Source organism: Pseudomonas serboccidentalis, assembly GCF_028830055.1.
Lineage (GTDB): Bacteria > Pseudomonadota > Gammaproteobacteria > Pseudomonadales > Pseudomonadaceae > Aquipseudomonas > Aquipseudomonas serboccidentalis.
The window spans coordinates 3876121-3888758 of sequence record NZ_CP101655.1 but is presented as its reverse complement, the minus strand read 5'-3'; the positions used below and the strand labels follow the sequence as shown (position 1 = coordinate 3888758).

Below are 12638 nucleotides of genomic sequence, written 5' to 3'. Positions count from 1 at the left end.
CATGCAGCATCTCGATCTGCAAGTGGTGCGACGGGCGCTGGAGTGGTCGGTGGCGGGGCAGCGCATCTGGCTCTGCACGGTGCTGACCACCTACGGCTCGGCGCCGCGTGCGCCGGGCTCACTGCTCGCAGTGAACGATGGCGGACAGTGGATCGGGTCGCTGTCCGGTGGCTGCGTCGAGGAGGACTTTCTCGAGCGCGTGGCGGAAGGCGCGTTTCTCGATGCGGTCAGCGTGGTGCGCTACGGCGAAGGTGATGATCCGCGCTCGCGGGTCAGCCTGCCCTGTGGCGGCATCCTCGACGTACTGGTAGAGAAATTTGACGCCGGCTGCGAGGTGCAGGCGCATCTGCGTGAGCTCGAATCGGCGCTGCTCGGTCAGCACCGCTTGATTCGCGAAGTCGATCTGGCCAGTGGTGCGCGCAGTCTGTTCGCTGATCGCGAGCAGGGCGCGCGCATCGAGCGCGAGATCGACCGGGTGCGGATTCGCGTGGGTGCCGCTCAGCGCTTGCTATTGGCGGGGTACTCCAGCGTGGCGCAGGCCTGCGCCGAGTTCGCGGTCGGTCTTGGCTTCGAAGTGATTCTCTGCGATCCGCGCGATGAAGTGCTCGAAGGCGTAGTGCTGAATGGCGTGGAGATTCGTCGGCAGTTGCCATCGGTGTTTATTGCCGACGGCGGCTGTCACCGCGATACCGCGGTGGTGGCGCTGACTCACGATCCGCGTATCGACGATCTGGCGATGATGGAGGCGGTGCGCACCGAGGCGTTTTACATCGGCGTCATGGGCTCGCAACAGACCTCGCAGAAGCGCTTCGAGCGCCTGCGCAGGATTGGCGGGTTGGGGGAGGTTGAACTGGCGCGGATCCATGCGCCGATCGGCTTGAACCTGGGCAGCAAGACACCGGCGGAAATCGCCCTGGCGGTGCTGGCGGATATCTTGCGGATCCGTAGCGGGATTGCCCGAGACCAACTCTGAAACGATCTGATAGCGCTTTTGTGGCGAGGGGGTAAATCCCCTCGCCACAATTTTTTCTGCGGTCAGAAGCCCAGTTTGTCACGCAAGCCGTAATACCACGCGCCCAGCGCGGCGAACGGCGTACGCAGCAACTGCCCGCCGGGGAACGGGTAGTGTGGCAGGTCGGCAAACGCATCGAAACGCTCAGCCTGACCGCGCAACGCTTCGGCCAGCACCTTGCCCGCCAGGTGTGTGTAGGTCACGCCGTGGCCGCTGCAGCCCTGCGAGTAATAGATGTTGTCGCCCAGGCGACCGACCTGCGGCAGGCGCGACAGGGTCAGCAGGAAGTTACCCGTCCACGCGTAATCAATCTTCACGTCTTTCAGTTGTGGGAACGCCTTGAGCATTTTCGGGCGGATGATCGCTTCGATGTTCGCCGGGTCCCGCGCGCCATAAACCACGCCGCCACCGAAGATCAGGCGCTTGTCGCCGGTCAGGCGGTAATAGTCGAGCAGGTAATTACAGTCTTCGACGCAGTAATCCTGTGGCAGCAGGGATTTTGCCAGTTCTTCGCCCAGCGGTTCGGTGGTGATCACCTGGGTGCCGCATGGCATGGATTTGGCCGCGAGTTCCGGCACCAGATTGCCGAGGTAGGCGTTGCCGGCGACGATGATGAACTTGGCCCTGACCTTGCCCTGCGGCGTGTGCACCACCGGGTTGGCGCCGCGCTCGATGCGTACGGCGGGCGATTGTTCGTAAATGGTGCCGCCGAGGGATTCCACCGCGGCGGCCTCACCCAGCGCCAGGTTCAGCGGATGGATGTGGCCGCCGCTCATATCGAGCATGCCGCCGACGTACTGATCGCAGGCCACCACTTCGCGAATGCGGCGCTCGTCGAGCAGTTCCAGTTGCGTGTGGCCGAAGCGTTCCCACAGGCGCTTCTGCGATTCGAGGTGGCCCATCTGCTTGGCGGAGAGGGCGGCGAACACGCCGCCATCCTTCAGGTCACACTGGATGTTGTACTTGGCAACGCGCTCACGGATGATCCGGCCGCCTTCAAAAGCCATCTGCCCGAGCAGTTGCGCCTGCCTGGGGCCGACAGTGCGTTCGATAACGTCGATGTCGCGGCTATAGCTGTTGACGATCTGCCCGCCATTACGCCCTGAAGCACCGAAACCGACCTTGGCCGCTTCCAGCACCGTCACGCGAAAACCGTTCTCCAGCAGAAACAACGCCGAGGACAGCCCGGTGTACCCGGCGCCGATCACACAGACATCCGTCTCCACATCATCCTGCAAGGTCGGACGTGGCGGTACGGCATTAGCCGACGCAGCGTAATAAGACTCTGGGTAAGGGGTGTTCGCCATCCTGCAGCCTCTGTTTAATATATTTTACGAGTGCACCGATCCTACCCGAGTTGAAAAACCTCCGCCAGCCACCGGAAAAATCTTCTTCGCCGGCCCGAAATTAAATATTTTGCATATTCATAGGGTTAGGTGAAAAAAAGGTGTTGACACCCCTCCGGAATTCCGTAGAATGCCGCCTCACAGCAGGCACGTAGCTCAGTTGGTTAGAGCACCACCTTGACATGGTGGGGGTCGTTGGTTCGAGTCCAATCGCGCCTACCAAACAAAATCCGCTCTGCTGGGCGGTCTAGAAGGGCTCACCGAAAGGTGGGCCCTTTTTTGTTGTCTTGGATTTCTTGCAGAACGTTCGCAAAATATCGAGTTCGTTCACACCCGGCAATGTGAACGTTGGTATTGCTGCGGTCACGGTAGAGTGGGTGTCAGGCAATGTTCGTTGAGGTTCATACCGAAAATAACAATTTCATTGTGCATTTCGACTGTACCTTCCTGCACTTCCTGCACTTCCTGCACTTCCTGCACTTCCTGCACTTCCTGCACCCAGTAGCTTTGGAATTCCCTACAGTGATGTTTGAAAGCCGTTACCTCCGCTCCTTTTCCTTAGGGCGAAAAAAGCTCGGGTGGAATCGGGTAAGCCGCCCAAGTCATTAAGCATCGGAATCAAGCGGGAGGTTTTGCTGGCGTAGTACTCGATTATCGGTGTTTACCCGCCACCTTGTTGCTGAGGGTAGCTCTGTAGGAATTCGCACATTGTTGAAACTTGATGTCAGAATTTCTCTGACTGCTGCCTCCACCAATGACCCTGGATCGATGGATATCTGTAGAAACTGGTTGTAGCTATTCGAATCCCCTTTTTGTTTAGCCCCCCGACCTGCTTCTGCAACCATGTGCGAAATGTGAATATCGAAACCAGACGTTTGCCCTAAATGCGTTTGGAGTAATTCGGAAAGACGCGCATCGATATCCTTCACAACTTGCAAGATTTCGTCCGCCTTTTTGTCCAATGCAAGCTGCCGAACCTGCTTCATTTGCACGTCAAGCGACCAAAGCACGCCGAGAAAGGCAAACAACGCAAATATCGGATTCAAGATTCCGCCGAAGTAATCACCGAATGCGCCCCACATTGCTTGGTCATATACGCGACTGACGCCGTACATATCGAGGTAAGCTGTAACGACTGCTGCCATGAGCGACAGGGCGACGCCCGCAACAATCAGTATGAATCTCGGACTCATGACAACTCCTTTTGATTAAGGCCGGAGACTAGCCGGAAGCGATTGAGATTCCTAGCCAAGCACCTTCCCCACGAAGAGATTTAGTTAATCAAAAGTGTTTTGAACTGGCCTGTAGCCACCATTCAAAGTCTCGCCCCAACCATTTATCCTTCGCTCCCTCAGCAAACGACACGGAATACAGAGAACCATCTGCAGGGCTTTTGGGATTAGTCCTACAGCCATTGCGTGCGCTTCTCGATAACGTCAATGTTGCCCCAGCTACGGCTGGAATTCCCAAGGACGAAAGGAAGCTGCATGTCTGGTTATGTACCCAACCCACCGAAGGGCTACCGCTACAGCGGTGTTGAGCCTGTCGATATCCACGCCCAGCGTTGGGCTGAATACAAAGACCTTACCCCCAAAGAGGAAGCCAAGCCAAATAGCTTGGGGTGTGTGTTCGCCAAGAGCTGCGATCTTCCAGACGGCGTGATCGACCACGAGAAACCAGCCGGATTCATCCCTGTCGAGAAGGTGAGCAACTACGGTGAGCTTGCCATCCTCGGTGGCCGTGAGACGGACGCACAGGGGAACATTCCCCTAAAGAAAGTGAGTGGTGCGCTACCGGCAACCCTTGGAACACTCATGTTGGGCGGCGCTGCTGCGACGGCTGCTGGCGTGTCCTGTGGTGGTCTGTGTACAGCCGGGGTGGCTGGTGCCGGTGCTGCTGGTGGAAGTGCTGCAACGGGCATAGGCGCTACGGGAGCAACTGGCGGTGTGATCACTACTGGTGTTGCTGCTGGTGCGTTAGCTGGCTTTGTAGCCCTGCTGTGGCCTTCCAGTCTGGGTGATAGCAGCCTGTACACAGATGAACAGCTTCAATCCCTTAAGCAAGGTCGCACACGGCTTCGGATTCACGTCGAGCAACAGGCCGATGGCACCTTAAAGGGATACGGCTACAACACACAGAGGCGCACTGACTGGGAGATGATTCCCGTGGTGCAATTTGTTGAGCAAGGCTCTCAGCAGGTGGCAGAATTCGGAGATGGTATAACCCTGATCTGGACACCAGCCGTTGACCCATCCAGTACGAATGGAATCCCACCGTTAGAGGGTGCACCTCAAGCCCCGCAGATATGGATTTATCCACCGTCTGAGAAAGCAGATAGCATCATCGTTAACCCGATCTACCCGCCCGAGTACAAAGACTTCATTCTGGTATTCCCTGCCGACTCGGGAGTGCAGCCGCTTTACATCGTGATGAACGTCCGTCGAAAGCCAGGCACTGTTACAGGCCAAGGGCAGGACGTAGTAGGAATCTGGCTTGCAGGCGCTGGTGTGGGGCTTGGCGTACCTGTTCCCTCACAGATCGCAAACCAACTGCGGGGACGGGAATTCAAGGACTTCGACACTTTCCGGCAAACCTTCTGGGTGCTTGTAGCTAAAGACCCAGAGCTCAGTCAGCAATTCAACGAACGTAATCTGAAAGGAATGCTAAATGGTCTGGCACCTGTTACACCGAGGGCCGGACATGCAGGAAAGCGAATCGCATTCGAGCTGCACCACATCGAACTAATCAAGGATGGTGGTGCGGTATACGATACCGACAACATCAATGTCGTCACCCCAAGACGCCATATCGACATTCACAGGGGAGTTGAGTAATGGAATTGAAGAGCCAGTTGGCTGACTACACCGAACAGGAATTCAAGTCGCTGATTCAGGCGATTGAAGACGCAAAGACCGAGGATGAACGGGGCGAGCTTGTCGATCACTTCAACAAGATTGTTCCCCATCCGGCAGGAAGCGACTTACTGTTCTACCCAGAGGCTGGCGAGGATGATTCAGCAGATGGAGTGACACGCACCGTAGGTGACTATTGCTGTGAGCATAATCTACCGGGCTTTAAGAGCTGAGAGAAAAGAAAAGCCCGCTCAACGGCGGGCTCTGGGCTCTTGCAGGCTCAGGCAATCAACTCAAGGATTCGCTGTCCGTCCGTCAGCAGCTTGATGAAATCCTTTGCGTCAGAGAAGTAGTTCTTAAATGCCATTCGAATTTCTTCGTTCGTGTCCGCCTTAACCAGAACTACATCAAGTGTGGGAAAGTCTCTCTCCAATCGAAATAGCTCCCTTAATGCGTCTGGCGCTTCTTTAAAGCTCTTCACTTCGAGACTACCATCATCCTTGAATATAAGAATGGAGTTACGACTATCTGTGTACACAGTTTCCGAAGAATTCAGCCCTGTGAGGGTTCTGATAATATGAATCTCTTTATCGACATCTTCAAATCGCTGAAGCAGCTCCCCATTGCTATAGTCAGGAAATGGGCCAGTCTTTCCTTCGTGAGCTCTACTGAGAATCTCGCTAGCGAGAGCCATGCAATTTTCATATCGTTTATCGCCCTGCTGGAACTTAGGCTGACTTTCAGTGATAAATCCAATCACTTCAACTGCCGTTGCCCAAGCATGCTGAACTAACGTTCGATACTGGATTTCGAGCAAAAGCCCGCGGTACTGATCACCGTTTTTTGACCGCACGTCATATGAGTAGACATCATGAATACCCCTGTAGCCCGTTTGTTTTGGGCGCTTGATGTAGTCATACTTATCTACTTCATTTTTCCGTTTATGGTTGAATCGTGCTTTATGAAAACTCTCTCGAAACTCATATAGCTCTTCAATCGAGCGAAATATAAGGCGACACCCCGCTACATCATCCATGCGGGACAATTCCATCTTTGGAAGTCGCATCAATTTATGGAAAATCGTGTTCTTACGTTTATGCCTTTGAGCGACAACGATTTGCTTGCCTCGAGTGCGACTTCGTAGGCTCGCTTGAAAGGTGTTCAAAACGATACGGTGGGCGGCTCGCCACTCGTCAATTACGTGCATATCTTCAATGCTCGCACGCTGGTCACGGATGCTATAGCCAGCAGCATTAACGCGTGACTTTGAACCACCTGGGAAACCTACAACCATGTCATTCAATTGATTTCGTCCCTGCTGCCAGCACTGTGTGATAGATTCTTGTCGGAGAGTATGAGAAGCGAATAGAAAAAGCTACAGCTTGCCCCCCCCAGCGTGCCCCTCCTGCCAAACTACCCCATACCCGCCGATTTTTTTCGATGCAATTCGAGACTCGTCTGGGTTTTCCAGCCAGAAAATAATCTTGCGACCTATCTGGGGTGCTTAACACAGCGCAACGGAAGTAAATAGAAAGCTAAGTAATATAGAAATAACCCTCTGTCACCAGAGGCCTCTCAAGCCCCCTCAGAGACCGCCTCTTCAGGCCCAGTCAACGGGCTAGGCCAACAAAGCTCACCTTGAGCGAACTTGTGGGGTCTTCAGAGAGGCTGGTTTTTCATAGCCCGTTGTACACTGCTCAGACTCACGCCAAGAGCTTTTGCTACTTTGCGAAATGAAGCCCCGTCTTCTGCCATAGCCTTGCGAATGGCTTCATCATTCACCGTCTTTACACGTCCTTTGTAAACGCCCGCTGCCTTGGCCTTCTGGATACCTTCCGCCTGACGCTCTCGGATCAATGCACGCTCGAACTGAGCAACGCTTCCCAGCAGGCCGAGCATGAGTTCCTGCATAGGACTGGCTTCACCAGTGAAGTGGAGCCCCTCCTTGTGGAACTGCACCTCGACACCCTTTGCAATCATTCCTTTCACCAAAGACAGCAAGTCTTCCAATGAACGAGCCAGACGGTCGATGCTGTGGACGTGGAGAACATCACCTTTGCGAATGTGACGAAGCATCGCCTGCAACTCTGGACGTTCTGTTGTAGCGCCTGACACCTTGTCAGTGAACACCTCATCCAGTGCAGCACCATCCAATTGACGATCCGTGTTTTGATCGTTGGATGAAACCCGTACATAGCCAATGCTCGACATACCCGCCCTCTGTATTCATTTGCCTCCAGAGGCTTGAAATATGAACGTATTCATAATCTCAATCAAACCCTATTGAATACATATTTTGTATTTTCCGGCGCACGGTCACTAGGGTGTACCCAAATGAATGCGATGGACGTCCGGAGACGTCCCTTTATCGAATTCACTTGCCGTCGAGGGATTCGAGCAGCTTCTTCCCATCGAATATATAGGTCAGTGTCTGAGCAAACTTGATAGTGCGACCCAAGCGAACACAGATATCTTTTGCAGACACCGGCTTTTCGAGCCGAACAAAGCCATCAAGTCGCTGGAATCTAGTTTTGCCAGGGACACCAAAATGATCACGCTCCTCGGTCTCGCCATTGGCCTTACCGTAGCCCACGATGCCCTTGCCGGACTCATAAAGAAACACGACGTCATCTTTCTTAATACGGTCAATCTTTTCCTTGTACCCATCCTCGAACGCCGCCGCGATGCCGTCTGCGATCATCCATTCATGGTCTTCAGAGCTGTTTGCTTTGTTCGTATTCAATACGTAATGGAACAGTCTTCCATCATCCCTGGGCGGCGGAGCCATCTGACTAGCAGCATCTGACTCAACCTTCTTCCACGCTGGAAGTACGTACTCGACGATCAAGTCGTGTATTAAATCTTGCCGTGTAAGGTCGTAGACATTCGCCAGCTCCTTGATTGCGGCATCCTCTTCCACAGTGACTCGTATGGTCATCGACTCAGTCAAAGCAGCCCTTTTCCGCTTGGCTTCCAACTTCGAGAAAAAATCGCTCATAAAAATACTCCACATAGATTATCCAAAGACCCAACACAGGTCCGTATCGCATTCTACGCAGAGTCTTTATAGAATCACAATAGATTCTATAAGGGTTTTATGAGGTCTACCATTCGCGGTTAAACGCATTTTGACCTTATTCATGCCCCTCACCAATTGATTCCCGCGTCGCCGAACAGCCTGCATAAGTCGTGGCGCTTCTACTGCGTTGATAGCGGCGAATGACGGAGCTTGAGAATCCCAGCGGGGATGGCGATCATGTTCTTACCTGCTGTAGCTGGATTACTCAAAGCCGCCTACAGCACGGCCACCAGGTAGATAATGAAGACATTCCAACGGAGACCAACATGAATGGATGGCAACGGTTGTGGATTGTGGCGTCACTGGTTGAATCGCCCAGCGTATATATAGTGTGATGCTTGTGATCCATCGTTACGGCTTCGATCTGTTTCGCCCATGACTCTGCTTCTGACTTAGTGCTGAAGGTTTTCGACTGGGGAGATTTACCCTTTATCCGTACCTGGGCGTTCCAGTTGCCGGAGGGGAGTGGGCGGAAAGTGGCCATTTTTGACGCCTCATAATGTGAATGGGCGTTCTGTGAAGCCCTTGAACACCATAGCTTGCAGCTTGCTCAAGCAGACATTGACATGGTGGGGGTCGTTGGTTCGAGTCCAATCGCGCCTACCAAACAAAATCCGCTCTGCTGGGCGGTCTAGAAGGGCTCACCGAAAGGTGGGCCCTTTTTTGTTGTCTGCGATTTACCCAAGGCCTTGCTCCAGTCGCTTTCATCGACGCCTTCGCATCTGTCGTTACCCTGAGCGCTTAGCGTGTTTCGAAATAACACGGCCTGCTCATATAATTTTCTTTCCTTTTTTTGATCCGTTAAAAAAGTGTGGATATTTAAGGGGTTACCGGTATTTTTAACCGGTCGGTTATCAAAAAAATGTTGTTGCTTATCGTGAACTTCAGTAACATTCGCCCCGCGTTCACCACCACGGTTTATGCATTTTTAAATCCCAAGCTTCCATCAGCTGCTTGGGATTTTTTTTGCCTGCGATTTGGCGAATCGCGCTTTCTGTTTCCCTGCTTCCTGCGCGAGGCCTTCCAGCCCCATCATTGTGTGCAGGCGTAATCGAGTTTTTTCGACTACTACTGACTGGCGTTTTCCAGGGCTTTCTCAAAGGAGTTCGTCGATGCTGGTTCACTGGTTTCTTGCTGCTGTCCATCTACTGGCTTTTGCCTTGGGCTTCTGGGCTGTGTTGGCCCGTGGCACGGCGTTCAGTCGTCTGGCTGCTGGCGTCGGCGAAGCGAGGCAGGTTTTGCTTGCCGATAATCTATGGGGGATTGCCGCGCTGGTGTTGCTGGTAACCGGTGGCATGCGCGCCTTCGGCGGCTTTGAAAAAGGTACTGACTACTATCTGCATCAACCGCTGTTTCATTTGAAGATGACGCTGTTCGTGTTGATTCTGCTGATAGAGCTGGCGCCGATGATCACGCTGGTCAAATGGCGGATCGCATTATCGCGAGGCAAGGCGCTCGATACCGGACGTGCAAAGCTGTATGCGCGGATCAGTCACGTCGAGGCGCTGCTGTTGGTGCTGATGGTGATTGCAGCCACCGGCATGGCGCGAGGCGTGACGTTCAGCTAACAGGGAGCAATTCCCTGTGTTCTCTCGGAAATGTCTGACAGCCAGGCTGGGCAGCCGCAGGTAGTATCGCGCTGCAAGAGGGGAAAGGAAGCAAATGAAGCGCAGGCGAGGGTATATCAGGCGCCGTGCCCAGTGGACTGGGGCGCGGATGGCAAGTACGGCGCGTGAATCTTTAGCCAGTCATTACGCAGAGCAAACGAACTGGCTACTGACTGCGATGCGGCTCAGGGAGTTTGTGGCTTGTCCGGGGCGGTCAGGCCAGCCTGAATGCGCTGATAAATCTCTTCACGGTGTACGGCAACGTTTTTCGGGGCGTTGATGCCGATGCGGACTTGCTGACCGCTTACGCCGAGGATGGTGATCGTAATGTCATCACCAATGTTTATGCTTTCACCGACTTTGCGGGTGAGTATCAGCATGGTCTTCTCCTTGATTGCTTTGTAGGGCACCTGATTCAGACAGTGCAGAGGTCGGTGGTACGTATAGATTAGTGCGAAGTCTCACGGTTTGGGTGCCTCTTTCTGACGTGCAGATGCGGCATTAATTCCCAGGGCGTAACTATACAGAGGCTGCAATCATCAATCTCGTTGTTTTGTGCCCATTTTGCGGGCCTCGCGAAGTATTTATGAATGTTAAGATCGCCGCTTTGAGATTTTCGAGGAAAGCGTTGTGCGCAAATTGGTCTGGATGGTCGCGGCACTGGCATTGGCAGGATGTGGTGAAGGCAAGAGTGTAGACGTGCAGAAGCCGAAAACGGCCGTTGCGGCCGCGCCTGCGGCTGCGTCCGCTCCGCAGTGGGATCTCGAAGTACGCGGCGAAACGCCTCAGGCTGTCAGCGACCTGAGTGGCTGGTTGATCGAGCACGCTTTCGTGCCGACCGTGATCAAGGACAGCAGCGGCAAGACGCGGATCCTGATTGGCCCGTTCAGCTCCCAGGCCGAGGCTGAAGCGCGCAAGGTGCAAGTGGATGCAGCGTTGGTGAAGGCCAAGAAACAGAACGTCGAGTCGGTGATCGTGGAGCATCCGCTCGCACCGTAAGCAGCACATTCGGCGGAGCGGCCTAAAGGAGATCGCAGGCGACTCGTCTTATACGAGTCAATCACGATTTTTTGCAGGAGCTCCGCATGGCTTCCATCGCTCCCTACAAGCTCTTCAATGCGGTTCTGCACCGCAAGACGCTGGTAAGTCCGCACATGATGCGGATCACGCTCGCCGACCCTTCGATCAGTGGCATGGCCACCTGGGCGCCGGACCAGCGTGTCAAATTGTTCTTCCCTGCCGAAGACGGATCGCCTGCAAGGCTCGCGCAGGAGGAGGGTTGGTACGCGCGTTTTCGTTCGATGCTCGCGAGCCGTCGACCGGCAATGCGCACTTACACCCTCCGTCATTTGCGCGCCGAACAAGGCGAAGTCGACATCGATTTTGTCCTGCATGGCGAGACCGGTCCCGCTTCGCGCTGGGCGCTGCATGCGCAGCCGGGCGCGTCGATGCAGATTCTCGCTCCCGACAGCGGTTTCTCGGCACAGGACGCTGGCGGGTTCGAATGGAAGCCACCGCAGGTGCTCAGGCAGGTGTTGCTGGTGGCCGATGCCACGGCATTGCCGGCAGCCATGGGCATTCTCGAAGAGTTGGCCGCCATGGCCGAACCGCCCCGGACTCAGGCGTACTTTGAAGTGGACAGCGTGCCAGACATGCTCCCGGTGCCAGACTGGCCTGGGCTGTCGGTGCAGTGGCTGGTTCGTGATCAGGCGCCGGCAACCGTCGCTGGAGCGCTGATGGTGCAGGCGGTGCAGCAAGCCTTCCTGCCGGCCGATGATCCATCAGTCGGTCAGGCTGCCGAACTGGCTGAGGTCGATATCGACAAAGACATTCTCTGGGAGATCGCCAATACCGCCCCTGAAGGATTCTATGGCTGGATTGCCGGAGAAAGCGCGGCGGTCATGCAACTGCGCAAGTACCTGATCAAGGTGTGCGGGATCCCGCGCGACTCGCTCAACCTGATGGGGTATTGGCGCCACAACAAGCCAGGCAGCTAGGCACAAAAAAGGCCTCGAACACCACGTTCGAGGCCTTTTCTTTTAGTGGGACAATCAACCGCAGGCTTTCAGATTCACGGGGCCGACAAACTCATTGCCGCGTCCCATCACGCACGCCACGCTCTGGTTGCGCTGGCGTTCCCAGTCTTGCACCGGGTAAGTCTTGTCCCATGCCTCATATAGCTGTCGATCCTGTTTCGACAGGCGCAAACCGTACTGCTTGCTCATGTAGAAGTAGGTGCGAGCGATCATGCCGCGAATCGACGGGCGGGGCATGACCTTCTTGGCCTTGAAGTCGACCTGGGTCAGGCAGGAACCGTATTGGCCGGATTGCACCGGTAGCCAACCATAGCTGAAGTTGCTGCGGTCACCGTTGACCTCGCCGATGCTCGGCACCAGGTTGTGCAGGTCGGCTTCGGCTTTCTGATAGCCCGGGTCATAGCGCGTGCAGTTCTTGCGCCCGCCCGACTGCCAGCATTGGCGCTGATGGCCGAATTCCCACGCCGGCACAATGTGTTCCCATTCAATGCGCGAAGCGCGCTTGGCATTTTTGCGCGGCACGTAGCCGCAAGCCTTCAAGTCCACCTTGTTGCCGGTGTACTTGCACCCGCAGTAAAACTCGGTGGATTGTGGTGCATACAGTTTCCAGGCGACCTTCTTGGCTTCGGTAAAGGTGCGGGGCGCGCCAGCCTGGGCACCACACGCGATGAACAGCAACAGCAAAGCAAAACAGCGGACACTCATT

Annotated in this window: 13 protein-coding genes and 1 tRNA gene; 7 read left to right on the top strand and 7 right to left on the bottom strand. The window is 54.9% G+C overall.

From position 1 onward, the window contains the following. Position 1 precedes the first annotated feature (1 nt). Complete coding sequence (locus tag NN484_RS17705; RefSeq protein WP_274657570.1) at positions 2-973, top strand: XdhC family protein; 972 nt, start codon at positions 2-4, stop codon at positions 971-973. Between the two features lie 62 nt (positions 974-1035). Here the strand turns inward: NN484_RS17705 and NN484_RS17700 are convergent, their stop codons facing one another. Then, positions 1036-2319, bottom strand: a complete 1284-nt coding sequence (locus NN484_RS17700) for an NAD(P)/FAD-dependent oxidoreductase (RefSeq protein WP_274657569.1) — start codon at positions 2317-2319, stop codon at positions 1036-1038. Positions 2320-2503: 184 nt separating this feature from the next. On the opposite strand from NN484_RS17700, the gene NN484_RS17695 reads away from it, so the two are divergent. Next, a tRNA-Val gene (locus NN484_RS17695) sits at positions 2504-2580 on the top strand. Positions 2581-2963: 383 nt separating this feature from the next. Here NN484_RS17695 and NN484_RS17690 read toward each other — a convergent pair. Then, positions 2964-3551, bottom strand: a complete 588-nt coding sequence (locus NN484_RS17690) for a hypothetical protein (protein WP_274657568.1) — start codon at positions 3549-3551, stop codon at positions 2964-2966. A 294-nt stretch (positions 3552-3845) separates the two neighbouring features. Here NN484_RS17690 and NN484_RS17685 point away from each other — a divergent pair, with 294 nt between their 5' ends. Together NN484_RS17685 and NN484_RS17680 are read left to right on the top strand one after the other, a co-directional pair. Next, a complete protein-coding gene (locus NN484_RS17685; RefSeq protein ID WP_274657567.1) occupies positions 3846-5192 on the top strand; it encodes an S-type pyocin domain-containing protein in 1347 nt (448 codons plus the stop codon). Then, entirely contained in the window at positions 5192-5443 is a 252-nt protein-coding gene (locus NN484_RS17680; RefSeq protein WP_274657566.1) for a bacteriocin immunity protein, read from the top strand. The genes NN484_RS17685 and NN484_RS17680 overlap by 1 nt, the downstream gene beginning before the upstream one ends. A 47-nt stretch (positions 5444-5490) precedes the next feature. On the opposite strand, the gene NN484_RS17675 is transcribed toward NN484_RS17680, so the two are convergent. From NN484_RS17675 to NN484_RS17665, 3 genes are all read right to left on the bottom strand, one after another. Continuing rightward, a complete protein-coding gene (locus tag NN484_RS17675; protein ID WP_274659310.1) occupies positions 5491-6504 on the bottom strand; it encodes a RelA/SpoT domain-containing protein in 1014 nt (337 codons plus the stop codon). Between the two features lie 365 nt (positions 6505-6869). Beyond that, on the bottom strand, positions 6870-7421 hold the full coding sequence (locus tag NN484_RS17670) for a recombinase family protein (protein WP_274657565.1): 552 nt from the start codon (positions 7419-7421) through the stop codon (positions 6870-6872). Between the two features lie 163 nt (positions 7422-7584). Then, entirely contained in the window at positions 7585-8208 is a 624-nt protein-coding gene (locus NN484_RS17665) for a hypothetical protein (protein ID WP_274657564.1), read from the bottom strand. 1193 nt (positions 8209-9401) lie between these two features. Here NN484_RS17665 and NN484_RS17660 point away from each other — a divergent pair. Continuing rightward, the gene (locus NN484_RS17660) at positions 9402-9857 is read left to right on the top strand and encodes a DUF2214 family protein (protein WP_274657563.1); all 456 of its coding nucleotides are present in this window, start codon (positions 9402-9404) and stop codon (positions 9855-9857) included. A 224-nt stretch (positions 9858-10081) separates the two neighbouring features. Here the strand turns inward: NN484_RS17660 and csrA are convergent, their stop codons facing one another. Further along, positions 10082-10276 carry a carbon storage regulator CsrA gene (csrA, locus tag NN484_RS17655; protein WP_003179932.1) on the bottom strand — a complete coding sequence of 65 codons (195 nt, stop codon included), beginning with the start codon at positions 10274-10276 and terminating at the stop codon, positions 10082-10084. Positions 10277-10526: 250 nt separating this feature from the next. On the opposite strand from csrA, the gene NN484_RS17650 reads away from it, so the two are divergent. Both NN484_RS17650 and NN484_RS17645 read left to right on the top strand, forming a co-directional pair. Then, positions 10527-10895, top strand: coding sequence for an SPOR domain-containing protein (locus tag NN484_RS17650; protein WP_215502822.1), 369 nt, complete (start codon positions 10527-10529; stop codon positions 10893-10895). 86 nt (positions 10896-10981) lie between these two features. Beyond that, complete coding sequence (locus NN484_RS17645) at positions 10982-11893, top strand: siderophore-interacting protein (protein ID WP_274657562.1); 912 nt, start codon at positions 10982-10984, stop codon at positions 11891-11893. Between the two features lie 54 nt (positions 11894-11947). On the opposite strand, the gene NN484_RS17640 is transcribed toward NN484_RS17645, so the two are convergent. Continuing rightward, the gene (locus NN484_RS17640; RefSeq protein WP_127650446.1) at positions 11948-12637 is read right to left on the bottom strand and encodes an endonuclease; all 690 of its coding nucleotides are present in this window, start codon (positions 12635-12637) and stop codon (positions 11948-11950) included. Between the last annotated feature and the right edge of the window lies 1 nt (position 12638).

Coding starts and splice junctions, on each gene's coding strand:
- NN484_RS17660 (WP_274657563.1), top strand. CDS start 9,402: ATGCTGGTTCACTGGTTTCTTGCTGCTGTCCATCTACTGGCTTTTGCC.
- csrA (WP_003179932.1), bottom strand. CDS start 10,276: ATGCTGATACTCACCCGCAAAGTCGGTGAAAGCATAAACATTGGTGAT.
- NN484_RS17705 (WP_274657570.1), top strand. CDS start 2: ATGCAGCATCTCGATCTGCAAGTGGTGCGACGGGCGCTGGAGTGGTCG.
- NN484_RS17665 (WP_274657564.1), bottom strand. CDS start 8,208: ATGAGCGATTTTTTCTCGAAGTTGGAAGCCAAGCGGAAAAGGGCTGCT.
- NN484_RS17645 (WP_274657562.1), top strand. CDS start 10,982: ATGGCTTCCATCGCTCCCTACAAGCTCTTCAATGCGGTTCTGCACCGC.
- NN484_RS17685 (WP_274657567.1), top strand. CDS start 3,846: ATGTCTGGTTATGTACCCAACCCACCGAAGGGCTACCGCTACAGCGGT.
- NN484_RS17675 (WP_274659310.1), bottom strand. CDS start 6,504: ATGGTTGTAGGTTTCCCAGGTGGTTCAAAGTCACGCGTTAATGCTGCT.
- NN484_RS17670 (WP_274657565.1), bottom strand. CDS start 7,421: ATGTCGAGCATTGGCTATGTACGGGTTTCATCCAACGATCAAAACACG.
- NN484_RS17690 (WP_274657568.1), bottom strand. CDS start 3,551: ATGAGTCCGAGATTCATACTGATTGTTGCGGGCGTCGCCCTGTCGCTC.
- NN484_RS17680 (WP_274657566.1), top strand. CDS start 5,192: ATGGAATTGAAGAGCCAGTTGGCTGACTACACCGAACAGGAATTCAAG.
- NN484_RS17700 (WP_274657569.1), bottom strand. CDS start 2,319: ATGGCGAACACCCCTTACCCAGAGTCTTATTACGCTGCGTCGGCTAAT.
- NN484_RS17640 (WP_127650446.1), bottom strand. CDS start 12,637: ATGAGTGTCCGCTGTTTTGCTTTGCTGTTGCTGTTCATCGCGTGTGGT.